This is a genomic window from Bacteroidota bacterium, from assembly GCA_016715425.1.
Taxonomy (GTDB): Bacteria; Bacteroidota; Bacteroidia; order Chitinophagales; family BACL12; genus JADKAC01.
This window is the reverse complement of the sequence record JADKAC010000005.1, coordinates 89,531-115,033: the sequence shown is the minus strand read 5'-3', so window position 1 is coordinate 115,033 and position 25,503 is coordinate 89,531. Positions and strand designations below refer to the sequence as shown.

Below are 25,503 nucleotides of genomic sequence, written 5' to 3'. Positions count from 1 at the left end.
AAACAAGCCATTAATACAACTAAATTATCCAGCTCATTCTGATGTAATATCCTTAATAACTTCCTTCACCTTTTTAAACTGTTGCTTACTTGAACGGTTAAACACCAAAGACTCCTTGATTCCTGCTGCTATTGAAAGCATCATCATATTTATAGAACGTCTGTACATATTTCGTTCGATACTAAATGTGCTGATAAAGGGAGGCTTTTTTTCATTCACAGGATTATTTCCTTTGATAAAAGAATTTGCGGCAAGTGAAGCCACCGAATTAAACCAATTGCTTTTATCCTCCAATAGCATACTTATTTGTAGTCCGTGATACTCAAATCCTAAAGTACCTGTAGCGTAATTTTTATATCCATGTCCACGCATATATAATCTATCCACTATTCCACTATCAAGGGTTACGGGTGCAATTTTACTTATCAGCGGATTTATTTTTGTAATATCAAAAGAAGAGGTATTTACATTAAAAGTAAAATGTGTTTTGTTATAATCATAAATTAGTGTAGCATCAAATGGAACCACATTCTCAATTACGCCATTCCCTGTAATCGTAATAGAGGAATCCGGATATTGATTGGAGATATTATAAACTTGCGCATCAATATCATTTACTTGCACCTCTAAAATTTTACTATCCGGCATTTTCTCTTTGCTTAAAATATCTATATCCTTAGCAACCAATCGTTTTATGTCAACCGGTATTTTCACATTCATGAGTAACTGGGGAAATAAATCCGCAATCCGGGTTGTGTTTAATGGCTTGGTTTTATCCTTATAAATTTTTAAATCTACACCTTGCACTCGAATGCTATCGGCTTTCAATTCACTATAATTTATAAATGACTTCAAGCGAATTCCGGATACATCCATTTCAGACACTGAGCCTGTGACACTTGAAGTTTCATACTTATGTTTTCGCTGAATCTCCTCATCAGAAACATTTGGAATTAATTCTATATTTCGGAGATATAATAATCCCTTGGAATAATTATAATGCATAGAATCCAATTTGCATTGCAACGCACTGTCTGCTGTAAGAAAAGATAATTTCCTAAAAGAAGTTTCCACATTACTAAAATCATAAATGCTTCTATCAATATAGTTTTTAAGTGTAAATGAGTCGAGATTGATATGATATGCCGAAACATTAAAATTCCTGATCTGATTACCAAACATTTTTCCATTTAAAGAATCTATCTGCAACTCCACCTTTGCATTTGAGATTGTATTATTTCCTTCCGCAGCATCAAACTTAAAGTCATGTAAACTGATTTGAAGATTATGAATAAAATATTCCCTGTTTAGAAAATTATTAACGCCATGAATATTTGCATTCGTAAGTTCTAATATATCCAAGTGATATTCATTGATTTTAGTAGTAACAATATTTTGAGTGTTTTCACTATTTGGAGAAATTTGAATTGGAAAAAAAATTGTATTGCTACCTAATACTTCTATAATAATTTCCGGATTTCGGATTTCAAGTTTGCGTATGGATAATTGCTTTTTCGTAAGAAGTTGCAATAACCTCACATTACTGAGTTCAATTTTATCTGTAGTTAAATTAATTTTTGAATTGATGTAAGAATATTCAGGAGGCAAATTTTCTTTGCGAAAAAAGCGCACCTTGTTTACCGTAATGCTCCTGTTAAAAATATTACTATGCAATCCTTCAAATTCTAATTCATACATGTCCGAAAGACTACTCTGATTGAAACTGGTAATCAGTGCCTTATTCAATAGTATATTGAGGTTGCGATTCAGTAAAACACCTGTTAATAAAATCACCAACACAACACCACCGATAATGCTCAATATCCAAACTCTTTTTTTGCTCATCTGCATACAATTCTTGAGGGCTAAAAGTAAACTTATTATTCAGATACATGCCTTTATCTGGTGCCTTCTTGTAAAAAAGGTAATACGCAAAAATATCAGTTAATAATGAGGAAAGTTCTTAAAAAATAATAATTAATTCTCGCAACAACTCTTAACTTTTATTTGCTGTAATTCCATATTATTTTTATTAGATTTGACTTTTAGGTAACAAGCTGAAAAATAGCAGCTTTATATGAAATTTAATAATACAAAATAAAGTAAAATGAACAATGAAAAGAAAAAACTCACCTCGGTTTCAGGAAGGCCGATTGCTGAGAATCAAAACGTAGAAACTGCGGGAAGAAAAGGGCCAATGCTGTTACAGGATTTTTGGTTTCTTGAAAAATTAGCGCATTTCGACAGAGAGGTAATTCCTGAAAGAAGAATGCATGCAAAAGGTTCAGGTGCTTTCGGTACGTTTACAGTAACCCATGATATTACCAAATACACTAAAGCAAAAATATTTTCCGAAATAGGAAAAAAGACTGAAATGTTTGCAAGGTTCTCTACTGTTGCCGGAGAAAGAGGTGCTGCTGATGCGGAACGAGATATTCGTGGTTTTGCGCTTAAATTTTATACAGAAGAAGGTAACTGGGATTTGGCAGGAAATAATACTCCGGTATTTTTCATGAAGGATCCTTATAAATTTCCTGATCTGAATAAAGCCGTAAAGAGAGATCCAAAAACAAACCTGAGAAGTGCAAATCACAACTGGGATTTCTGGACACTATTGCCTGAAGCATTGCATCAGGTTACAATTTTAATGAGTGAGAGAGGAATTCCTAAATCATTGAGACACATGCATGGTTTTGGAAGTCATACATTCAGTTTTATAAATGCAAAGAATGAAAGGCATTGGGTGAAATTTCATTTCAGAACACAGCAAGGAATTGAAAACTTAACCAATGAAGAAGCAGAAGCTATTGTTGCAAAAGACAGAGAAAGTAGTCAGAGGGATTTATTTAATGCAATTGAAAAAGGTGATTTCCCTAAATGGAAATTACAAGTGCAAATAATGCCGGAAGCAGATGCAAAAAATTATCGCTTTGATGCATTTGATTTAACTAAAGTATGGCCACATGCAGATTATCCATTAATGGATGTGGGTATTATGGAATTAAATAGAAATCCTGAAAATTATTTTGCGGATGTAGAACAAGCTGCTTTTAATCCTGCAAACGTAGTTCCGGGAATTGGTTTTTCTCCTGATAAAATGTTGCAAGGTCGTTTGTTCTCCTATGGTGATGCACAACGGTATAGATTAGGTGTAAATCATTATCAGATTCCGGTGAATAAACCGAAATGTCCTTTCCATAATTTCCATCGGGATGGTGCAATGCGCATTGATGGCAATGAAGGTTCAACGCTTCATTACGAACCAAATAGTTATGATCAATGGAAAGAACAAAAAGAATTTGTGGAACCTCCTTTAGAATTGGAAGGTGCTGCTTTTCATTATGATCATCGTGAAGATCCTGACTATTTTACTCAGCCAGGAAATTTATTCAGAATTATGAATGATAACCAAAAGCAAGCGCTGTTTAATAATACTGCTGCTGCAATTGGTGGTGCTGAAAGATTTATTCAAGAGCGTCATATCGGCAATTGCTATAAAGCAGATCCTGAATATGGCAAAGGTGTAGCAATGGCTTTGGGAATAAATATGAATGATATAAAAATGTAATTAAAACACATTGTAAAATACAGCTATCCGAAAGTAGAACTTTTCTTTTGGATAGCTTTTTTATTTAATTTAGAATATATCCAATGCTATCTCCTACAATTAAAAAAAGAATTTTATTAACCGGTGCTTCAGGAACTGTGGGGTATGAAGTATTAAAACAACTGTATGCAATAAAAGAAAATTTTGAGATCACAGTATTCGATGTAAATTCGAAAAAATCAAGAAAAAAATTCAAACCATTCTCAAAGGAAGTACGGATAGTTTATGGAGACATTACCAAGACGGATAATTTAAAAAATATTTGTTTTGATAAAGATGTTGTTATCCATCTTGCAGCAATAATTCCACCTTTGGCCGATGAAAAATCGGAGTTAGCATACCAAGTAAATACAATAGGTACGGAACAATTAATCCGCTGTTTAGAACAACATTCTCCTCATGCATTTTTTTTATATAGTTCATCTGTTTCGGTATATGGTGATAGAATAAAAAATCCCTGGATAACAACTCAAGATCCATTAAACCCCAGTCCGAGGGATGAATATGCAACTACAAAAATTGCGGCTGAAAAAATAATTCAAAACAGTAAACTTGATTGGAGTATTTTCAGATTGTCTGCAATAATGGGTGGACATAAAATTTCCAAATTAATGTTTCATCAACCGCTGAATACTTCACTTGAAATTGCAACACCGGAAGATACAGCAAGAGCTTTTGTGAATGCAATATTCAAACAAGAACAAGTATCAAAAAAAATATTCAATCTGGGTGGTGGAGAAAATTGTAGAATAAGCTATTCCGATTTATTAATACGCTCATTTAAAATATTCGGTTTGGGCAAATTTGATTTCCCCCCAAACACATTTGCTGATAAAAATTTCCACTGCGGTTATTATAAAGATGGCAATGAATTAGATGCAATATTGAATTTCACCAAGGATACTTTAGATAGTTATTTTGAAAAAGAACAATCCAAAATTTCTGTTCTTAGAAAAATATTAACCCAGGTTTTTAAAAAGCCAATAAAAAACTATTTAAAAAAACAATCAGAACCTTTAGCTGCTTACAATCAACAGAATAAAAAAGAGATGGAACATTATTTTAATATTGAAAAGTAAAAAAGGTTTTAATGCATTTTGCCATTCTCCTATATTAGCAATAATATTTATCGAGCTACATAAGTACCGGGCACTGTTCTAAAACCAATCGCCAAACGATTCCATCCGTTAATTGCAAAAATCGCCATAGTCAGTGCAACAATTTCCTGCTCAGTAAATTGTTTGCGAACCAAGGCATATAACTCATCAGATACTGGATTACTTGCAATCAATGTCAACGCTTCTGTCCATTCCAGTGCAGCCCTTTCCCGCTCAGTATAAAAAGGCGTTTCCCGCCAGGCATTTAAAGCATATAAACGCTGTTCTGTTTCACCGGCTTTGCGAGCATCTTTAGTATGCATATCAATACAATACGCACAGCCATTTAATTGAGAAGCTCTTGTTTTCACCAACTCATAAAGCGATATTTCCAAACCGGAATTTTTTACATAATTCTCCAAACCATACATGGCTTTCATTGCCTCGGGTGCAACTTCACCGTAATTCAATCTTTGTTTCATTGTAATAAAATTTTATCCAATAAAAAAACAGAAATTTCTAATAAAGGTTGTAATTTAAATTATCATCAATTAATCGTATTTTGGAATAATATTTTACTTTGGTTACATTTTAAAAAAAATCAGTAGATCATTGTTAAAAATACATTTTTGAAATCTGCTATTATCAAAACAATTGTTTGCGATTAAATTCTATATTTTAATTATAAAATGAAACCTATAAGATTATTTTTTATTTGCATGCTGTGTAATTTCTTTTTCAATACAAGTATTGCACAAATTAATTGGACAAAACATTCTACACCTGTACTTTCAAGAAGTGCAGTATTTCCCGATTGGAAAGGTCTTGCAACAGGCGATGCATTTGTGATCCATGATAATGATACTTTAAAGATGTGGTATTCAGGTGTGGGTTGGTTAACCGCAACAGATGATTGTCCGCATGTAAGAATGGGTTATGCATGGTCTGTGGATGGCATTATCTGGAATGAATTTGCAGGAAATCCGGTGTTGGATATCAGTGCAGATACTTCTCAATTTGATTCTGACGGTATTGAAACACCTACTGTAATTAAAGATATTTCAGCACCTGTAAATGAACGATACAAATTATGGTATGCGGGAAGAAAAGCAAGTTGCCAGCCAATAAATGATCATCAAATTGGATATGCATATTCTGCCGATGGAATCAATTGGATAAAGTATATTGATAATCCTGTTTTATCTCCGGGAAGTGGATGTGGATTGGTATAACACTTTTATCTCTGGTCCTTCAGTTATTTTGGAAGAAGGAATTTATAAAATGTGGTTCACTGCACCTGATCTTATATTTAATAGTCAACCAACCGATGGAAAAGGAAATATTGGATATGCCACTTCATTGGATGGAATACATTGGGAAGTATTTCCCTCGTCGGTTTTAATTGCCGGTGCTCAGGATAACTGGGATTCGGCGAGTATTGCAGAACCAATTGTGATAAAAGTGGGAAGCAAATACTATATGTTTTACTCGGCACTTAATCAATGGGCTATTGAAAATTTTCAAATAGGATTTGCTGAATCAACGGATGGAATTAACTGGACAAAGTCAACAGAAAATCCGGTATTACAAATAGGTAATACAAATGAATGGGATAGATATTGGGCTACACATCCCACAGTAATTTATGATAGCATCGCCAATAAATTTAAAATGTGGTACACCGGAAGAGACACCGCAATAATAGATTCTATCATGGGATACTATTGGGATATTGGTTATGCAGAAAGTATTTTTTCAACAACAGAACTCATAGAAAATACTAATAAGAATACTACACTCCATATTTATCCAAATCCCAATAATGGAATTTTTACCCTGGTTCTACCTGATACATTTTATGAAGATGCGGTAGTGCGCATTTATAATAGTACCGGAGAATTAATAACACAACTCTCCTATTTGTATAATGAAGAAAATACACTTGAAATACAATTACCCGATGGCTTGTATATTCTAACTCTGCAGAACGAAAAAGGATTTTTAAAAGAAAAATTAATAATTCAAAAATAATACTGTCAAAATTTGAGGTATAATTGCTACATCAATTGTAGTAATTAAACTATCCTCACGATTTCAAAAAACAAATAAATTTATACTGGACAAATTTGTCCGTTATAATCAAACTTTGCATATCTTTGTTCCGAAAGATTTAGAAATTGTTTTCAAAGGCATGCGAATACGGAATTAAGGCTACAATTTATGTAGCAAAAAAATCACTTGAGGATAAAAAGGTGAGTTTAAAAGTCGTGGCTAAAGCAATTAATTCACCGGAAGCATATACTTCAAAAATTTTACAACAACTCACCCGCAATAACATTATCAATTCTGAAAAAGGCCCGAAAGGTGGGTTTTATATGGATAGTAAAGCATTAGATAAAGTTATGCTAAGCACTATTGTATTTGCAATTGATGGAGATGTAATTTATAGAGGGTGTGGATTGGGTTTGAAACGATGCAATGAAAACATGCCTTGCCCTGTACATTATCAGTTTAAAAATATTAGAGAGGAACTTAAACAAATGCTGGAAACCACATCTGTAAAATCGTTGAGTATGGATGTAAAAAACGGATTAGCATTTTTAAGACGATAAAAAAATTTATCTTAATAATGGACAATTTTATCCAATATAAATTGAATTATGGAAAGTAATAATATTTTAGGTGAATCAGGTATAATAATTACCATACTACTTATTGCAATACCGATAATTGTAGCTTCCTTATTGGTAGTTACCCGTACATATTCGATATTTAAAAAATATCTACACAAAAAGGAATTAGAAAAATTTAATACTTACCTCAGAAGTTTATCTCCTGACGAGGTGGAGAAATTGGAACAACGAAAAAAAGAATTGGAATATACATTAGCTAATAATGAGTTGGCAGGAGATGCACCTCCATCCGACAAAAAAGGATTGATAGATAATATTAGCAATACAGATGTATTGCGCTTTGTAGAAAAAAAGAAAAGAGGACAATTACGACCATATATAGAACCTGATTTAACCAAACTAATTCTATGGTATTTAGGATGTGCTACTTTTTGGTTGGTGTTAGGTACAACATTCGGAGAATATCTCGGAATAAAATTCTCGGCACCGGATGTTGATCATATCAGTTGGTTAAGTTTTGGAAGATTACGACCTGTACATACTAATATGGTATTTTGGGGATGGGCATCTTTGGCAATGATTGGATTAGCATACTATGTAATTCCTCGAGTAAGTAATGTGCGTATTGCAAGTATTAAAACAGGTTATACTACTCTAATTCTCATTAATGCAAGTGTTATAATTGGCAGTGTAATGTTAATGGCGGGTATTAATAATGGAGGTGGTGAATACAGAGAATATATCTGGCCTGTTATGGCATTATTTGGTATTGGTGTATTCATATCATTATTAAATTTTCTGAAAACAATTGCCCGCAGAACTACCAAAGAAATTTATGTTTCTAACTGGTATATTGTTTCGGCAATGATGTTTGTATTAGTAATTGCAATTGTTGCATATTGGCCAAGCTGGCAAACCGGATTAGGAGAAACAATTGTACAAGGTTACTACATGCATCAAGGTGTGGGAATGTGGTTTATGTTATTGTCTCTTGGTTTGATGTATTATTTTTTACCGCAACAACTCAATAAACCTATATACTCTTATAGCTTAGGGATATTAGCGTTCTGGACACAAATTATTTTCTATACACTCATCGGTACACACCATTTTATTTTCAGTGCAATTCCATGGTGGTTGCAAACTGTTGCCATTGTAGGAAGTGTGGGTATGATAATTCCGGTTGTTGCAGGTACTACAAATTTCTTAATGACTTTTAAAGGATCTTGGAATAAACTTTCTGACAGCTATACACTTCCTTTTTATTTAATAGGTATCATCTTTTATTTCACAGGCTCACTACAAGGAACTGCGGAAGCCTTTCGATTTACAAATTTAGTATGGCATTTTACCGATTTTACAGTTGCGCATTCCCACTTAACTATGTATGGAATTATCACATTTATGTTATGGGGTTTTATTTATACTATCGTTCCAAGACTTACTGGAAAAGAGCCTCCACATAATACAGTGGGTGCACATTTCTGGCTTGCACTTATAGGCCTATTATTTTATACCGTGCCTTTAATGTATGGCTCCACATTGAAAGGATTAATGTGGATGGACGGCAAACCATTTATTGATAGCGTTGCAATGATGACTCCATTTTGGTTATGGCGTGCAATAGGTGGTTCATTGATGTGGATTTCACATATTTTGTTTGCTTATAATTTTTATACAATGGTTAAGAAGCAAGATGAATTCGAAATACCTAAATCTGCGATAGATATTTTAAATGCAAAGGCACAAACGGATACACAATCAAACCTTAATTAAAAAAAACGCAATGGATTTTTTCGATAATCATAAAAAACTCTTCGGTGCAGCATTGGGATTATTTGTTGCACTCACAATTATTGTTGCTGTGATGCCTGCGCTAAATAATCAAAAAAATAATGCGCCACTTCCCAATGCAATACCACTATCAGCAGATGAAATGGCAGGTAAAAAAATCTATATTGCAAATGGTTGTGTTGCATGTCATACACAGCAAGTACGCAATATTGATATGGATAAAATGTGGGGCAGCAGACCGGGAATTGCAGCGGATTATGCAGATAATAAACGTATGGATATCTGGAGAAATACCGCAACGCTTATGGGTACTGAAAGAACAGGTCCTGACCTTACAAATGTAGGAAACAGACAAGGTTCACTCGCCTGGAATTTATTACATTTATATCAGCCACGGGCAGTTGTAGAAAAATCAATAATGCCCGCTTATCCCTGGCTATTTAAAATTAAAAATGAAGTAGGTGATGATGAAGTGGAAGTAACTGTTCCGGATAAATTCAGAAAAGGAATTAATGGAAAAATTGTAGCAACTAAAGAAGCTTTGCAATTGGTTGCTTATTTACAAAGTTTAAAACAAACTCCATTACCTGATGGAAAATTACCTCTTGAATTTTTATATAAGAAAGCTGAAAAAACTGTTGCTGCCAGTGGCGATGCACCCGCTCAACTTGATGGAGAATTACTGTATACAAATAATTGCGCAGCTTGTCACCAACCCAACGGTGAAGGATTGCAAGGTGCTTTCCCTCCATTAAAAAACAGTCCGATTGTATTGGGTGATGACTTGGATTTATTTGTGAAAATAATAATGCAAGGCTATGATGCCCGACCTGAATATGCAGTGATGACTGGAGTGGGTACGGATAATAATTTAACGCCTGAAGAAGTAACTGCAATTATTAATCATGAAAAATCAAGTTGGGGAAATAATGCAGCAACAGTAAGTGTAGAAGAGGTTAAAAAAATTATTGATTTCTTAAACGTAATCTCAAGTAAATAATGAAAAAGCAATTTGTGATATTGATTGTTCTGATGCTTTTAAATAAGTTTATGTGGGCATGTGAAGTATGTGAACAACAACAGCCAAAAATAACACAGGGAATTACGCATGGTACCGGTCCTCAAAGCAATTGGGATTGGGTAATAATTGGTGTTGTTGCTGCACTTACTTTGGTAACACTCATTCTTTCAATAAAATATTTAATTAAGCCCGGTGAAAAAAACGGTAATCATATTAAACAAACAATTCTAACCAACTTTGAAGATGCAAGATAATAAGAGCAGAGTTACATTATTTGTAGATGATGATTTGCAACCTATTGCAGAACTTTCCACACCTGTGCAATTTGAATTAGATACACGGAAATTAACAGATGGAGAACACACATTAAAAATTGTAAGTAAATCACCGGTAGGCAAAGAAGGTATCAGAAAAATAAAATTTATTGTGAGGAACGGACCTGCCATTGCAGTGGATGGTATTAGCGATAATAAAATTGTGGATGGTGTGATTCCTATAATGATAAATGCGTATGATAAAGGCAATCAAAAAAAGTTTATTATTGAGGGCAGTGAAACGCCAAAAAGTATCCCTAGTTGGTTATGGATAATATTAGTTGCATTTTTGGGATGGGCAGCATATTTTATTATCACACACTTCAATATGTAAACAGACAATGAATCAAACTAAAAAGGACATTCAATCACTTGAGGACATTACACTTTTGGTAGATACTTTTTACGGCAGAATTCGTGAAGACGATTTATTGAAAGATATTTTTAATAATGTAATTGAGGACCGTTGGCCACAGCATCTTGAAAAAATGTGCCGCTTCTGGCAAACTGTGTTATTAGAAGAAAAAACCTATCAGGGCAATCCATTTTTTCCTCATGCTAAATTGCCTGTATCCAAAGAACATTTTGATAATTGGTTGAATTTATTCTACACTACTGTTGACGAATTATTTGCCGGTGAAAAAGCTGACAGAGCCAAATGGCAAGGTGAGAGAATGGCGGAAATGTTTTATTCCAAAATTGAATATTACAAGCACAATAGTTCCATCCCATTGATGTGATCTGCGACTCCATTCAAATTTTTTATAATCCTGAATAATTACTCTACTCAATTGTGATTTGCAATTGGATTCCAACACTTTTTTTCTGTTAAAAAGTAAATGGGAACTTAACTAATATATAGGGATTTGATTCAATGAATTTGCTACGGACACAAGTCATTGTTTGCAATTTCAATTATACTTACCTTTAACACATTGAAAAATACAATTGTAATATCATTTCTCACTTTGTTTCTGTATGCAAATACAGAATTACATGAGTTATTGAAAATTCCTGTTCTGGTTCATCATTATCTAGAGCATGATGACAATGATAACAGTGTATCTTTTATTGACTTCCTGAATGAACATTACAATAATAACAATTCGCATAACGATACTGATAACAAACATCACGATCATCAAAAGCTACCATTTAAAACCAATGATTGTGCAACAGTACACACAGTACTAGCTTTTAATAATGCGAACGATTTTTCTATTGATCAAATTGATTATTGTTCAGTAAAAGTTATTTCTATTTGCAACGAACTGATTTATTCATCTTCGTTTCAAAATAAGATTCTCCAACCTCCGCAATTCATTTAATGAATAAACCCGAATTGCTATTCGGGTGAGATATTTCTATGACTTAGTCATAGAAAATAAGACAAGGGTTCACCTTCTCTTTATATTTTCAATTCATTAATGAATAATTATGCTCAATAAAATAATTGCATTTTCTGTAAAGAATAAACTCATTATAGGTTTGTTCATTTTTGCCCTCATTGCATACGGTAGTTATCAATTAACCCATCTTCCTATTGATGCTGTGCCCGACATCACCGATAATCAGGTGCAAGTAATTACAGTAACACCTTCGTTAGGTGCTCCCGATGTGGAACGACTTATCACTTTTCCTATTGAACAGGCAAATAGCAACATTCCCGGACTAAAAGAGATCCGCAGTTTTTCTCGCTTTGGTCTATCGCTGATTACTATTGTTTTTGAAGATGATGTAGATGTGTATTGGGCGAGACAACAAGTTACTGAACGATTAAAATTAGCCGAACAAGAAATTCCTAAAGGAATTGGTTCGCCGGAATTAGCACCAGTTACAACCGGCTTAGGAGAAATTTATCAGTATGTATTGAAACCGAAAAAAGGTTATGAATCAAAGTATGATGCAACAGAATTACGGACAATCCAGGATTGGATTGTGCGCAGACAATTGCTTGGTGTGGAAGGTGTGGCTGATGTGAGCAGCTTTGGTGGTAGAGTGAAACAATATGAAATTGCTATTAATCCAAACAAATTAAATTCTTACGCAATTACAATCAATGATGTGTTTACCGCTTTGGAAAAAAACAATGAAAATACTGGCGGTGCATATATTGAAAAAGCATCCACAGTGCTTTATATCCGTGCTGAAGGTTTAATTGAAAATATTGATGATATAAAAAATATAGTGGTGAAAAATACTAAAAACGGAACACCACTTTTAATAAATGATGTTGCTGAAGTGCGCATTGGAAATGCCATTCGCTACGGTGCAATGACTTACAATGATGAAGGTGAAGTTGCCGGTGCAGTGGTAATGATGTTGAAAGGAGGTAACAGCAGTGAAGTAATTAAAAATGTAAAAAATCAAATTGCAGAAATTGAAAAAACACTGCCCGAAGGTGTCGAGATAGAACCATTTTTAGACAGAACAAAAATGGTGAACAATGCGATAAGTACCGTTTCAAAAAATTTATTGGAAGGTGCTCTAATTGTAATTTTTGTATTGGTGTTATTTCTTGGAAATTTCAGAGCAGGAATTTTAGTAGCATCGGTAATTCCATTGTCCATGTTGTTTGCAGTAATCATGATGAACATATTTGGAGTAAGTGGTAACCTGATGAGTTTGGGTGCATTGGATTTCGGTTTGATAGTGGACGGTGCGGTAATTATTGTGGAAGCCGTGATGCACTCCTTAATGGTGAAAAGTACATTGCTAAAAGTGAATGCGCAACCTATTTCAACCGAAGAAATAAAAATAGAAAACAAAGAACGATGGGCCGATCATTTACCAGCATCACACCATACGAAATTATCACAAAGCGAAATGGACAGCGAAGTAAATCACTCGGCAAGCAGGATGATGAACAGTGCTGTATTCGGTCAAATAATTATTCTGATTGTGTATCTCCCAATTTTTACATTGGAAGGAATAGAAGGAAAAATGTTTAAGCCGATGGCACAAACTGTTGCCTTTGCATTGCTGGGTGCATTTATTCTTTCACTTACATATATCCCAATGATGAGTGCATTATTTCTTAGTAAAAATATTACGCACAAGAAAAATATATCCGACAGAATGATGCATGCTATTGAAAATTTTTATCAAAAATATTTAGTAAAAGTGTTGCGATTTCCTAAAACTGTTATTGGAATTACAGTGGCCTTATTTGTATTTGCAATTGTTATTTTTTCACGCATGGGCGGAGAATTTATTCCTGAATTACCTGAGGGTGATTTTGCAGTGGAAACACTTGTATTAACAGGAAGTAATATCGAAACTTCAACTGAGGCTGTAATGAAATCAGCACACATTTTATTGAATAAATTTCCCGAAGTAGAAAAGGTAGTTGGCAAAACAGGAAGCGGTGAAATTCCAACCGATCCTATGCCAATGGAAGCTTCGGACATGATGATTATTTTAAAAGATAAAAGCGAATGGACATCAGCAAAAACATGGAACGAACTTTCCGAAAAAATGAATGAGGCATTGAAAGATGTTCCGGGTGTTGCTTATAGTTTTCAATATCCTGTTGCAATGCGTTTTAATGAATTGATGACCGGCGCAAAACAAGATGTGGTCTGCAAAATTTTCGGTGAAAATCTGGATACTCTTTCAAAGTATTCAAAACTGTTGGGCGACATTGCAAGCAAAATTAATGGTGCAGAGAATATTTATGTTGAGCCAATTGATGGACTCCCTCAATTAATAATCAATTACAATCGAAATGCAATTGCACAATATGGTTTAAATATTTCCGACATCAATAAGGTGGTGAACACAGCACTTGCTGGACAGAGCAGTGGACAGGTATATGAGGATGAAAAACATTTTGATTTGGTGGTTCGTCTGGCAGGTGAGCAACGGCAGAATATTGAAGATGTACAAAATCTTTTAATCCCTAATTCACAAGGAACACAAATACCATTATATCAAATTGCAGATGTTTCTATTAAGCAAAGTGTAAATCAAATTCAACGGGAAAATGCAAACCGAAGAATTATTGTTGGCTTCAATATAAGTGGAAGAGATGTGGAGAGCATTGTAAAAGATTTACAAATTCAGGTTGACAAAGATTTGAATTTGCCACCGGGTTATCATGTGTCTTATGGTGGTGCATTTGAAAATTTAATTGAAGCAAAAAAACGATTAGCCTTTGCCGTTCCGGTTTCATTACTATTGATTTTTATACTTCTTTATTTTGCTTTTCATTCTGTAAAACAAGGCCTGCTTATTTATTCAGCAATTCCACTTTCTGCAATTGGCGGAATATTATTATTAGCAATTCGTGGCATTCCATTCAGCATCAGTGCAGGAATTGGTTTCATCGCCTTGTTTGGTGTCGCCGTACTCAATGGCATTGTATTAATAGCAGAGTTTAACCGAATTAAATCGAGTGGTGAAACAGACTTAAAACAAATTGTATTGCGTGGAACAAAAACACGATTGCGTCCGGTACTGATGACAGCATTCGTTGCTTCACTTGGTTTTTTACCGATGGCATTAAGTCATGGAGCCGGTGCAGAAGTACAAAGACCATTGGCTACTGTTGTTATTGGTGGATTATTACTTGCCACATTCCTTACACTTTTTGTTTTGCCAATTCTCTATATCATGTTTGAGAAAATAGCACCACGCAAATCACACAGATCATTACAGAAAAAAAAATAACCAATGAAAAAGTATATAAAAGTATCTGAGCTAATCTACGAGAAAAAGATTGCCCGCAGATCACACAGATTTACGCAGATAAATAAATTAAAAAAATGACTTATAAAAAAATAGCATCTGCGGTTATTTGCGAAATATGCGGGAAAAATATAGCCCGCAGATCACACAGATTTACGCAGATAAAAAAAATAAACTAAAGAAAAATATATAATCTATAAAAAAGCAGATACTATTATCTGCGGTTATCTGCGGGAGAATTATACCACACAGATAAAAAAATAATGGACACTTAAAATTTTATCACTATGACAGAAAATGAAATATCATACAAAATCAGAGGAGCCATCTTTGAAGTATATAATCAACTTGGTCCAGGGCTTTTTGAAAATGTATATGAAGCTGCCTTACTTTATCAATTAAAGAAAGACGGACTCCATGTAAGAGCGCAACAACCTATTCCTGTAATATATGACGGACAATATTTAGATGTAGGTTTTCGCTTGGATATTTTGGTAGAAGATAAAGTCATCATTGAAATTAAATCAGTAGAAGAACTTGCTAAAGTACATCACAAACAAATTCTCACATATTTAAAATTGACAAAGCTAAAACTTGGAATCCTGGTTAATTTCAACAGTGAGAATATTTCCGAATCAATCCACAGAAAAGTAAACAATTTATGAAAAGGCTCACAAAAGCATCTGCGGTTATCTGCGACATCTGCGGGAGAAATACAGCCCACAGATCATGCAGATTTACGCAGATAAATAAATTAAAAAAATGACTTATATAAAAATAGCATCTGCGGTTATCTGCGAAATCTGCGGGAGAATTATAGCCCGCAGATCACGGAGATTTGCACATATAAATAATATAAAAATAATCTTGAGTAAAAAATAACTAATGAAAAAGTATTTAATAATTATTACGATAATATGCCTTCTCAGCGGCATTGCATCAGCACAACAAACTATCAGTTTACAGAGTGCAATTGATACTGCATTGAATAATAATTTATCTGTAAGAAATGAAAAGTTGTACTCCGAATATCAAAAAAAATTAAAAGCAACAGCCGTTGATATTCCGCAAACAAATTTGATTGGTGAATTCGGGCAATTTAATTCGGCTTTTTCAGATAACAAGTTTGGAATTGCGCAGTCAATTAGTTTCCCGACTGTTTATGCAAAACAAAAATCTCTGCAAAATGAAAACTATAAAACAAGTGTGTTGCACATTGCATTAAAGGAAGCGGAGTTAAAAAAACAAGTGAGTGAGGTTTTCTATCAGATTATCTATATGAATGAGAAGCAACATATCTTAATGAAAATAGACAGTGTATATGCAGCATTTTTAGAAAAAGCAAATCTGCGTTTTGCAAAAGGCGAAAGCAATATACTGGAAAAAACAACCGCTGAAACACAACGTGGACAAATAGCCATACAGTTAAAACAAATTCAACAAGACATTGAAATTTTACAAATGCAATTTCAATTATTGCTGAATACCACAATAGTGTATTTGCCTTCGGCTAATAATACAAAAATGAATTTCAATGCAATTGCGGATACTTCATTTATAAACAATCATCCGTCGTTACAATTATTGGAACAAGAAAAAAATGTTGCAATGGTGAATACACAGTTACAAAAATCAAAACTACTCCCCGATTTACAACTCGCTTATAATAATATGAGCCAACAGGGAATGGGAGCAGATGATTTGTTCTATCCAAAATCAGAACGGTTTAGTTCAGTGCAGTTTGGCATTGGAATTCCATTATTCTTTGGTGCACAAAAAGCAAATATAGATGCTGCAAAATCATTAGAATTAATTAGTGAAAACAATTTTCGACTCGGACAACAAACACTAATATCAGAGTATGAAAGCGCTTTTAAAAAATATGAAATTCAATTGGCAACTGTAAAGTATTTTGAAGAAACAGCTTTGCGAAATGCAGACATTATAAGTGAAACAGCAACAAAACAATTTGAAAATGGCGACATCAATTATCTGGAATGGACCATGCTGATTAATAATGCAATTTCAATTCAAAGTAACTATATCGATTCGGTGAACGATCTGAATCAAGCTATCATTCATCTCAACTTCTTAACTTCTAAATAATTTTAGTAATGAAAAATATATTCATCATATCAATAGCGTTTGCAATTCTTGCATCTTGCGGAAGCAAGCAAAATTTAAATGAAAGCACTTCAGAAAACTTAACAGAAAACACAGTGGAACTCACAGATGCACAATTAAAAAATTCGGATATACAAACCGGAAAGCTTGAGCAACAGGAAATTTCTTCAATATTAAAAGTAAATGGTGTAATTGAAGTGCCACCACAAAACATGGTTTCTATAAGTGTGCCTTTGGGCGGATATTTAAAATCAACAAAACTGTTGGAAGGTATGCATGTGAACAAAGGTGAGATAATTGCGATAATGGAAGACCAGCAATATATTCAACTGCAACAGGATTATCTTACAGCTAATGCGCATTTTACTTCCATTGAAAAAGAATACTTGCGACAGAAAGATTTAAACCAAAGCAAGTCCAGTAGCGATAAAGTGTTTGAAACTGCACAAGCAGAATATATTGCGCAAAAAGTGCTGATTAATTCATTGTCAGAAAAACTAAAGCTCATCAATATCAATCCCGATAATCTCAATGAAAATACAATTTCACGAAGTATAAATATTCCTTCACCTATTGATGGATTTGTAACACATGTGAATATGAATATCGGAAAATATGTTGCACCAACTGATGTATTATTTGAGCTGGTAAATCCTGATGATATTCATTTGGCGTTAACTGTTTTTGAAAAAGATTTTGATAAACTTTTTATTGGACAAAAAATTATTGCTTACAACAACAATCAACCAAATAAAAAATATGAATGCGAAATCATTTTAATTGGAAAAGATTTATCGCATGAAAGAGCCGTTACGGTACATTGCCACTTTGAGCAATACGATAAATCGCTGATTCCAGGAATGTATATGAATGCCGAAGTAGATGTAGCTTCTCATAATGCTTATGCTATTTCTGATGAAGGTTTGGTACGCTTTGAAGGTAAGCAGTATGTTTTTAAACAAACTGAAAACAAAAAATACTTAATGCAAGAAGTTACAACTCAAAACTCCGAACATGGTTTTACTCAAATCACTTTTCCTGATAGTACCCAAATGAGTGATAAAATATTTGTTACAAAAGGTGCTTATACTTTACTTATGAAAATGAAAAATATGGGAGAAGAATAATTTGTTTTTAATTAACGATTATTGGTTGGGTAATTATTGACCCATCATCGGTAATTAATTGTAGATAATACAACCCGGATGAATAGCCTCGCAAATCAATCTGAAATATTTCGCCGGAAAATATTCCGTTAAAAACTTTTGTTCCGTTGATGTTTGTAATTTCTATCCGATAACTTTCATCTGTATTCATAAAATTTCCGGCGAACAATCCATCACCGGGATTTGGAAAAACAACAAGAGAATTCTCTGCAAGAGTTTCTCCTTTACGCAATTCAAGAGTAGTGAATGTATTAATTGCAGAAAAATCAGTCCATTCGCCACCACATTTTGCACGGATTTTATATTGATAGGTTGTAGAAGGAAGTAAAGCGATTATTAATTTACTTGAGGAGTAGCAATATTTCTTATGCCATGTAGTAGTTCCTTCAACTCTGTATTGCAAGTGATACAATGCTGCATCTTCATCGGCTGTCCAATAGATTTTTGCTGTTGTGGCAGTGGTGAACAATACATTCATTCCGGAGGGAATAGCACAAACAGAATTAATGTTGAGAGTAACTGTGATTATAGAGTCGCAACCGAATGTGTTTGTATAATTAAATACATAGGTTCCTGCAGTTGAAGTAAGCGAACCATCTGGCAATGTATAAGAAGAACCTTCATCAATAGTTTCTGTGATTGCGGTAGAAGAATTATTTCCAATCGCAATTGTATTTTCTGAAATTGTTCCAATAGAAAACGGACTATTTGCAACAATGCGTAAATAGTAATTGCCCGTTGCTATACCTGATGCATTGCAAATGATTTCATTAGCTGATACATCACCAATCAAATTTATTACATCCGTTTCATCAGCACTATTTATCAATTGCACACGAAAGATATTTTCCGGATTAAATAATCCGGCAACAACAAAATGTATATTTATAGAATCACCATTGCAATAAGAAGTGTTATCCGTGCTTTCAACTAAAATTATTTTTGAATTACAGTCGTCAGACATTGTAAGCAAGTCTTCGGTGTAACGCATTTCAGATTCAATTAAAAAATTATTAAATGGCTGTGGTGTACCGATTGGAGGAAATTCAGATTCTGTTAAATAAAATGCATCAGGGCTTGCAATATATAATGTAGATTCAGAAAGATCAGAAGTTCCGGAAGGAATTATAGTACCTATTTTATTATTGCCATATTCAAAATGTCCACTACCACTTAAACTATATAATCCAAGTAAGGAACCGCTATTTGTTATTTCATTTCCAACAAAATTTTGATATCCACCGGCAGAAGAACTACTCATAAAAATACCATAGAGTTCAGCACGATTGCGAAAGAAAGTATTGTACTTGCCATTGCCACCATGCGAATCATCAATCACAATATTTTGTATCGTATTGCCTTCAAATAAATTGGCGTAAGGATAATTTCCATGCAATACTAAATCACCTGCAGAAGATGAAGGCAGCCATGTATCTGACCAATGCGGATTGATAGAATAATTATAAGAAAACACATTTCCATTTGCCCCTGCTTGCAACAACATACTATGACGCAAATGATTAAAAATATTATCAGTAACCAGATTATCTCCTGAAGTATAATGCACTACAACACCATAAGCACGACCACCATCACCATAATCAAATGCATCCTGAATATAGCAACCGGAAACTTCGGAATGTGTGGTAGTATGCAGTTCTATATGCGCATAATTACATTCATAACTTGCAACACCCCGCACCCAACACTCGGCAGCATATTTAAAATAAATATTAGAATAATTTTTAGTGGTTTCATCCTGTCGGATAATAGTAAGTTCTTCTATACCCACATTTATTTTAGGATTTAATTTCTTCACTTCTACTGATCTGGAAGTAAAAAAATCTCTGCGCACTTCGGCATCTACATATAAAGTATTACCAATGATATTCTCAATTTTAAAAATTTGTCCAGTTGTATTTATTGCCCAATCACTAGTAACAAGCATTCCATCTTGTTCGAATAATTCCACATAATCACCGATATCAAAATCACCTGCATCTTCTAAAGGAAGTGTATGTGCATTTTTCGAAATATTATTTGTACAAAAAGAATAAGTAGCAGATTCACCGCCTTTAATTATAATTGCATCAGAAGGTACATTAAGATCAAAAGTGAGCGTAGTACTTTCAGCACCTGCACCTTTTATTATTGTATTACTTTGCAGGCTAATTGATGATTGAAAAAAATAATTTCCGGGAGGAAAATAAATAACTGTAACTCCGGAAGAGATAGAAGCGAGGACAGTATTCATTACTGCATCATTAGGAGAAGCACCATCGCCGCTTCCGCCTGCATCTAAAAAATTTATAATTTGCGTAGGAGAATTACAACTGTTTGTAAGGCCGACGTTGTGCCAGTTAACAGTGCGTTCGTCGTCAATAGTTTGGCTACATACTGTAAATGAGATGCTCGCCAGAAGGAGGAGAAGGTTGAGTTGCATAAATCATCAAGTTTAAAGTTGATGGCAAGCAGCGAGTCAAATATAATAGAAAAATGGTTGTGAGAATCGGGTAGTGAATGGTGAGTTGTGAATAGTGAGTAGTGAGTAGTGAGTAGTGAGTAATCAGTAATAAGTTTTTTGTTAATGTCCAGTCAATAGTCTAAGTCAATAGTCTAAGTAATCCGCCAAATGCAAATGGCCAAAAGCTAATAGCCAAATTTCAACAACACCACAGTACCGTTTCCGGGAGATGAAATAATGTGTAAACTTCCCTTTAATTCCTCTGCTCTTTTTTGCATACTATCCAAACCATTTCCGGGTTCAATTATTTCACTATTAAATCCAATACCATTATCCTTTACTTCTAGTTGTAACACTTTTCCTGATTGCGATAAATGTACATGCAAATGTGTAGCTTCAGAATATTTTACTGCATTATGAACAGCTTCCTTCAAAATCAGAATAGTATTTTTTCGCTGATTCATCTGCAATTTAATTTGTGTATTTAATGTATTTTCGAAAGTGTATTCAATACCGGCTGCATTGCATATTTCTGCAATAAATTTTTCCATTCGGTTACCCAAATTTTCAATCTGATCATACTTCGGATTTATCATCCAGATTATATCCCGCATTTTATCTACAGATTCACCTGCATTATTTCCAATGCGTTCCAGCAAATTTTTATTATCCACTTGTTGTGTTGCCATTTCGCTCAACATTTTAATACTGCTCAGTGAGCTACCTACTTCATCATGCAGATCTAATGCAATTTTATTGCGCATGTTATGAATATTCTTTAATTCATTTATTCTATAGCGATAAATACTATACGGCACCGCCAATAAAAATAGAATTACACCTGCAATAAACCATGGCGTTTGCCAGAATGGAGCTAATACATCAAAGGGTATTTCCAATAATATTTCGCTGTTGCCGGATGGGTTATTACTGCGCAATTGAAAGTTATATTCCCCATGTGTAATTTTAGAATATAGTGCTTTCATATTCCGGTTATCATCATCAATCCAACTATTATCCCATCCTGATAATTGATACTGCAAAATATTATTTGCATCATTTACATAATCTATTAATTCATAATTAATGACAATTGGGAAATCAGAATACTTTAATAAAATTGGTTTTGATAAATCGGCTAAAGAAATAATTTTATCGCCGGCAGTAAATGAAAGTATTCTCAATTGGGGTTTATATGTATTGGGTTGCAGGTCCTTGATATTTGCTTTTACAAAACAATTATCTGCACCCTGATAAAAATAGTTTCCATCATAATGTGGAGTTGGTGATGAAGCAACTAAAAGTGGCAATGGAATCACAACAAATTTTTCTGTTGTTTCATTATATTCTACAATACCATCTTTATAAGAAATATATAATTTGCCCTCCGGATTTTCGAACAGCGAATAACAATTATTTGAAGGCAATCCATCATTCGTTGTAAAATGTTTCAACTTATTTTCAGTATAATCATATTTAAAGAAACCCTCATCAGAACTGAGATATACAACTCCATTAGTGCGCACAATAATATCTTCCTGAAATGAAACAGGAGGCAAAGTATTGCCAAACCCATCCTCTGCAATTTGATTCAATTGCTTTTTTTGCATATCATATCTATACAGTTTTGATGAAGAAAATATCCATAAAATATTTTCATTTTGTGGAATTACAACAGGCAACGATAAGTCCACTTCATCCGCTGTAAATAAAGTATCCACTTGTTTACTGGTATAATTGCAACGCAAATAATTGCCATCAAAATCTGCGAGATAATAATTTTGATTTTCATCCACATAACTCAACCAATCAAAAACAGGTGCATTGCTATTGCCCGAATTATTTGGATGTTGTAAATAAGAAAATGTGTTTGTTGTAGGATCAAATTCGCCAACGCCATCCATCCATACCTGAAATACTAAATGATTGCTATCAAGCACATGAATATACTGCATGTAAGACTCCGAAAAAACAGAATTACTATTAAATGTTTTGAAAGTATTATCTTTTTTATATTGAATCAAACCTTCGGAAGTAGCTAACCAAACATCACCAGCAAGTGTAGTTATATCATTAACACTTACCACAAAATTATTAGAACCGATTTGTGGTAAAAGAGCAAATTGATATTTAGAATACCATGTATTGCATTTAATAATACCTGCATTTTCTGTTGCAAGCCAAAACATGCCATCGCCGCCAACCACTATATCATTCAAATAATTTTCCTTCAAACTATTATACCAACGGGCATCATAACTATATTGCTGTAATGTATTATGGTTTGCATTAAAATAATACAAACCTTCATCGGATGTTATTAATAGTAAGTCTCCATCTGCATTTACTTTTTGGATTTTTTTTATAGCAGATTGAAAATCAGTTTGCAAATGCTTTTCATCAAAAAATAAACTACAACTGCCTTGCTGATAATTAAAAAGATAAATAATATCATCGGCAGAAAAAATGAAATTCTCGTTTACATAATTTGAAATTGTGCTTACAACGGATTCCGAAAACTGATTCAAAGCGGGATAATATTTTGAACCCATAAATATTTCGCCAACCTCTGTATCAAAAATAAAAATACCTTGTGATTCAGTACCAATCCATAGCTTTCCATTTGGATCTAAAAATAGCGAGCGCACTATATTTTTTCCACTTGCATTAAACTCTTCGGGCATTGAAAAATAAGAAGCAATGTTTGTATGCATATTAATCAATGAAATACCTGTGGATGTACTGGCACAAATTACACTATCATTTAATTGCGCCAACACCCGAACTGTTTTTACCAATTTCTGCTTTTCAGGAAGATTTAAATTTATTTCCTTAAACTCATTTGTATTTGTGTTTAATCTTGCCAATCCTTCACTGCCACCAATCCACATAGAGGAACCATCAAACAACAATGCACGAATATTATTAACCGGACAAGATAAATTACCCGATGATGCTGTGGGGTATTTACTGAATATAAACCCATTGTATTTATACAATCCATCATTAGTTCCTGAATATAAATAACCGTTTGCGTCAAACGCTAAAGCACGGGTAACCGGTGTATAAATTCCCGGAGAAGCGATGGATTCAAAGTATAAATTATTTTGTGCAACTAAAGTAGAAATCAGCAAAGTACACTTCACTAAAAATGTAATTACTAAAAGTGATATTCTACTTCTGAGTTTTATCATTTATTCAATTCAGGATATATTTCTCCGGTAATTGTAAATGCTCCATTACTCATCGTATGATTATAACTTGTAAGGTTGCGTACAGTATGTATCTGAGTAGCATCTGTATCAAATACCTCATTATAATCTCCTTTTGCCCATTCCGGTAAATCATTGTAATCCCAATTGTCGTAATCATCTGCGCTTGTAGCATCGTCTAATCCGATAAAAACAATGAGTGTATGTAAATCACCTTTAGGGGTTACAGAGCTACCATAATAGGAATAGTCTGTTACTTGAGAAAAAACGCTTTTAAGCAAAAAGCAAAATGACAATGTAATTAATAAAGTTTTTTTCATAACTTGATAAATTTATAAGTGAATGATTTGTTTGAGTTGTCTTCTGCTATACTTAAATAATAAATACCAGAAGGAAAATTTGAAATGTCAAATACTTGTTTTCCAGGTTTAATTAAAATAGTATCGATAAGCTGTCCATAAAAATTATAAATATTAGTTTGAATTGCAACTAATAATTCTGATTGAATTTGTAATTGATTTATCGATGGATTTGGATAAATAGTTAGATTTTTATTATTTAACTTATTATCCTTTATAAATACTCCATAATCTTTAAAATATACCTCAAGGTATATTTTCATAATTGAAATCGAAGCATTCGGAATACAAGACAAATATTCTCCCATAACAAAAATGGGTGTTTGTTCACCATAAATATTTAAAGTTGAATCGACAGCATCACGACCGAAAATTAGGTAGGTTTCTCCATCTATACCTTCAATATATCCATTTACACCAAATATTATCGCTCCCTCTATCCAGTAATCACCTACTTCATAATTTAGCATAGAAGTATCCCAACCTAAATAGACGGAATCGGAAGTACTTATTTCATCATGCAGAATATAGAAAGTAAACTCGGCAGGGTAGCCAAATGGTCGGATATCTTTTTTTAGATTTACGCAAGTGCCAAAATTAAATTCATCTTCCACTTCTTGGCTAAAACCTCGGATGGCAATAGGTGTATTAAAAGTGGTGTCAATAATATCCAACCCTTCATCGTAACCGGCAGTTGCATTTTCGTCGCAGCCTACCCACAATGTATCTGTTTGTCCATCTGGGTGATACACATAAAATTCTAAGTTCCATGGAGGGAGTTGTGCATGCAATATTTGAATTGTAAAAAGGAGAATAAAAGGGAGTAAAAATCTTTTCATTTTTTTAAATTTAATGTAAGGTATTTAAAATTTTGTGGAATGTAGTAATCGGTATATGAAGAACTGAAAAAAAGTGTAACTGTGGAATCGTCTAACTGTGTAATCGGAAAAAATACAAAGTCGAAAGCGAATAAATTGAACTGTTATTAAAACTGTCAATTGTCAATTTTAAATAGCAAAGTTT

21 protein-coding genes are annotated in these 25,503 nt (G+C 33.6%); 15 read left to right on the top strand and 6 right to left on the bottom strand.

Annotated elements, in window-relative coordinates; genetic code table 11:
* Positions 1-33 precede the first annotated feature (33 nt).
* Positions 34-1,845 carry a hypothetical protein gene (locus tag IPN31_06420; GenBank protein MBK8681528.1) on the bottom strand — a complete coding sequence of 604 codons (1,812 nt, stop codon included), beginning with the start codon at positions 1,843-1,845 and terminating at the stop codon, positions 34-36.
* A 262-nt stretch (positions 1,846-2,107) separates the two neighbouring features.
* On the opposite strand from IPN31_06420, the gene IPN31_06415 reads away from it, so the two are divergent.
* Together IPN31_06415 and IPN31_06410 are read left to right on the top strand one after the other, a co-directional pair.
* The gene (locus IPN31_06415) at positions 2,108-3,568 is read left to right on the top strand and encodes a catalase (protein ID MBK8681527.1); all 1,461 of its coding nucleotides are present in this window, start codon (positions 2,108-2,110) and stop codon (positions 3,566-3,568) included.
* A gap of 83 nt (positions 3,569-3,651) precedes the next feature.
* Complete coding sequence (locus tag IPN31_06410) at positions 3,652-4,686, top strand: NAD(P)-dependent oxidoreductase (GenBank protein MBK8681526.1); 1,035 nt, start codon at positions 3,652-3,654, stop codon at positions 4,684-4,686.
* A 47-nt stretch (positions 4,687-4,733) separates the two neighbouring features.
* On the opposite strand, the gene IPN31_06405 is transcribed toward IPN31_06410, so the two are convergent.
* A complete protein-coding gene (locus IPN31_06405) occupies positions 4,734-5,186 on the bottom strand; it encodes a carboxymuconolactone decarboxylase family protein (protein ID MBK8681525.1) in 453 nt (150 codons plus the stop codon).
* A 207-nt stretch (positions 5,187-5,393) separates the two neighbouring features.
* Between IPN31_06405 and IPN31_06400 the strand changes: the two genes are divergently transcribed.
* From IPN31_06400 to IPN31_06340, 13 genes are all read left to right on the top strand, one after another.
* Complete coding sequence (locus IPN31_06400) at positions 5,394-5,936, top strand: hypothetical protein (GenBank protein ID MBK8681524.1); 543 nt, start codon at positions 5,394-5,396, stop codon at positions 5,934-5,936.
* Positions 5,890-6,735 carry a T9SS type A sorting domain-containing protein gene (locus IPN31_06395; protein MBK8681523.1) on the top strand — a complete coding sequence of 282 codons (846 nt, stop codon included), beginning with the start codon at positions 5,890-5,892 and terminating at the stop codon, positions 6,733-6,735. The genes IPN31_06400 and IPN31_06395 overlap by 47 nt, the downstream gene beginning before the upstream one ends.
* A gap of 146 nt (positions 6,736-6,881) precedes the next feature.
* Positions 6,882-7,316: an Rrf2 family transcriptional regulator gene (locus IPN31_06390; GenBank protein ID MBK8681522.1), complete on the top strand. Its 435-nt coding sequence runs from the start codon at positions 6,882-6,884 to the stop codon at positions 7,314-7,316.
* Between the two features lie 48 nt (positions 7,317-7,364).
* A complete protein-coding gene (locus IPN31_06385) occupies positions 7,365-9,113 on the top strand; it encodes a cbb3-type cytochrome c oxidase subunit I (GenBank protein MBK8681521.1) in 1,749 nt (582 codons plus the stop codon).
* A gap of 10 nt (positions 9,114-9,123) precedes the next feature.
* Complete coding sequence (locus IPN31_06380) at positions 9,124-10,131, top strand: cytochrome c (protein ID MBK8681520.1); 1,008 nt, start codon at positions 9,124-9,126, stop codon at positions 10,129-10,131.
* Entirely contained in the window at positions 10,131-10,406 is a 276-nt protein-coding gene (locus IPN31_06375) for a hypothetical protein (GenBank protein ID MBK8681519.1), read from the top strand. Before IPN31_06380 ends, IPN31_06375 begins: the two co-directional genes overlap by 1 nt.
* Positions 10,396-10,800, top strand: a complete 405-nt coding sequence (locus IPN31_06370) for a cytochrome C (protein MBK8681518.1) — start codon at positions 10,396-10,398, stop codon at positions 10,798-10,800. Before IPN31_06375 ends, IPN31_06370 begins: the two co-directional genes overlap by 11 nt.
* Before the next feature lie 7 nt (positions 10,801-10,807).
* Entirely contained in the window at positions 10,808-11,206 is a 399-nt protein-coding gene (locus IPN31_06365) for a group III truncated hemoglobin (protein MBK8681517.1), read from the top strand.
* Positions 11,207-11,401: 195 nt separating this feature from the next.
* The gene (locus tag IPN31_06360; protein ID MBK8681516.1) at positions 11,402-11,794 is read left to right on the top strand and encodes a hypothetical protein; all 393 of its coding nucleotides are present in this window, start codon (positions 11,402-11,404) and stop codon (positions 11,792-11,794) included.
* Positions 11,795-11,903: 109 nt separating this feature from the next.
* Entirely contained in the window at positions 11,904-15,137 is a 3,234-nt protein-coding gene (locus IPN31_06355) for an efflux RND transporter permease subunit (GenBank protein ID MBK8681515.1), read from the top strand.
* A gap of 305 nt (positions 15,138-15,442) precedes the next feature.
* Positions 15,443-15,820 carry a GxxExxY protein gene (locus IPN31_06350; GenBank protein MBK8681514.1) on the top strand — a complete coding sequence of 126 codons (378 nt, stop codon included), beginning with the start codon at positions 15,443-15,445 and terminating at the stop codon, positions 15,818-15,820.
* 220 nt (positions 15,821-16,040) lie between these two features.
* Entirely contained in the window at positions 16,041-17,261 is a 1,221-nt protein-coding gene (locus IPN31_06345) for a TolC family protein (GenBank protein ID MBK8681513.1), read from the top strand.
* Between the two features lie 8 nt (positions 17,262-17,269).
* On the top strand, positions 17,270-18,406 hold the full coding sequence (locus tag IPN31_06340; GenBank protein ID MBK8681512.1) for an efflux RND transporter periplasmic adaptor subunit: 1,137 nt from the start codon (positions 17,270-17,272) through the stop codon (positions 18,404-18,406).
* 7 nt (positions 18,407-18,413) lie between these two features.
* Here IPN31_06340 and IPN31_06335 read toward each other — a convergent pair whose 3' ends face one another.
* The 4 genes from IPN31_06335 to IPN31_06320 form a co-directional block, all read right to left on the bottom strand.
* Positions 18,414-20,888 (bottom strand): T9SS type A sorting domain-containing protein, encoded by a 2,475-nt coding sequence (locus tag IPN31_06335; protein ID MBK8681511.1) that lies wholly within the window; start codon positions 20,886-20,888, stop codon positions 18,414-18,416.
* Between the two features lie 206 nt (positions 20,889-21,094).
* Positions 21,095-24,103 (bottom strand): hypothetical protein, encoded by a 3,009-nt coding sequence (locus IPN31_06330; protein ID MBK8681510.1) that lies wholly within the window; start codon positions 24,101-24,103, stop codon positions 21,095-21,097.
* Positions 24,100-24,441, bottom strand: coding sequence for a hypothetical protein (locus tag IPN31_06325; protein MBK8681509.1), 342 nt, complete (start codon positions 24,439-24,441; stop codon positions 24,100-24,102). Before IPN31_06325 ends, IPN31_06330 begins: the two co-directional genes overlap by 4 nt.
* Positions 24,438-25,319, bottom strand: a complete 882-nt coding sequence (locus IPN31_06320; GenBank protein ID MBK8681508.1) for a T9SS type A sorting domain-containing protein — start codon at positions 25,317-25,319, stop codon at positions 24,438-24,440. The genes IPN31_06325 and IPN31_06320 overlap by 4 nt, the downstream gene beginning before the upstream one ends.
* Positions 25,320-25,503 lie beyond the last annotated feature (184 nt).